Origin of the sequence: Pseudomonas laurentiana (assembly GCF_014648275.1) — a bacterium.
GTDB classification, from domain to species: domain Bacteria; phylum Pseudomonadota; class Gammaproteobacteria; order Pseudomonadales; family Pseudomonadaceae; genus Aquipseudomonas; species Aquipseudomonas laurentiana.
Genome location: NZ_BMQU01000133.1, coordinates 1 through 652, shown reverse-complemented (window position 1 = coordinate 652; position 652 = coordinate 1). Strand labels below are relative to the sequence as shown.

1 protein-coding gene is annotated in these 652 nt (G+C 16.0%); it reads left to right on the top strand.

Translation table 11 applies throughout. The features are described 5' to 3' along the window. Positions 1 to 212, top strand: a 212-nt coding sequence (locus tag IE038_RS25655; protein ID WP_229775743.1) for a hypothetical protein, incomplete at its 5' end; no start/stop codon positions are given. Positions 213 to 652 lie beyond the last annotated feature (440 nt).

The following is a 652-nucleotide window of genomic DNA, read 5'->3' as shown; positions in this document are numbered from 1 at the left end:
TTAAGATTATAAATATGAGTGATGTTATTGTTTATTTGAAGTATGGTATTGGTATTTATAATTGTTATTTTTTTATTATATTGTTTAATATGTTTATGGATAATATTATTAATTTTGTTGGTTTTAATGGTTATTATGAGTATTGTTTTGATTTTTTTGTTGGAAGAAAAAAAAATAATGTTTATAATAATTGTAAGGAAATAATTAATTAGTTATTTTTTTTATTGTATTAAATATTTTAATATTTGTATTAATAGTATGTAAATGTAATTTATTATTTAAATAATTATTTAGGGTTTTTATAGTTTTTTGTAAAGTTTGTTGGAAAATTTGTTTGTGGATTTGATTAATTGTTTTTTGTTGTTTAAAAAGAATGGTTTTATTTTTGTATTATTAATGTAAATATTGGGATGTTTGGTATGATGAAAGAAATAATTGATTAATTATTTTTTTATGATTATTATAGGTATTATTTTTTTTTTTTTTAATAAAAGAATTAGGATAATATTTATGGTAATTATTAGAGTTGATGAAATTAGTAATCTTATTTGTGAATGTATTGAGTAATATAATAATTGTAAGGAAATAATTAATTAGTTATTTCTTTTATTGTAGTAAACATTGTAATATTTGTATTAATAGTATGTAAATG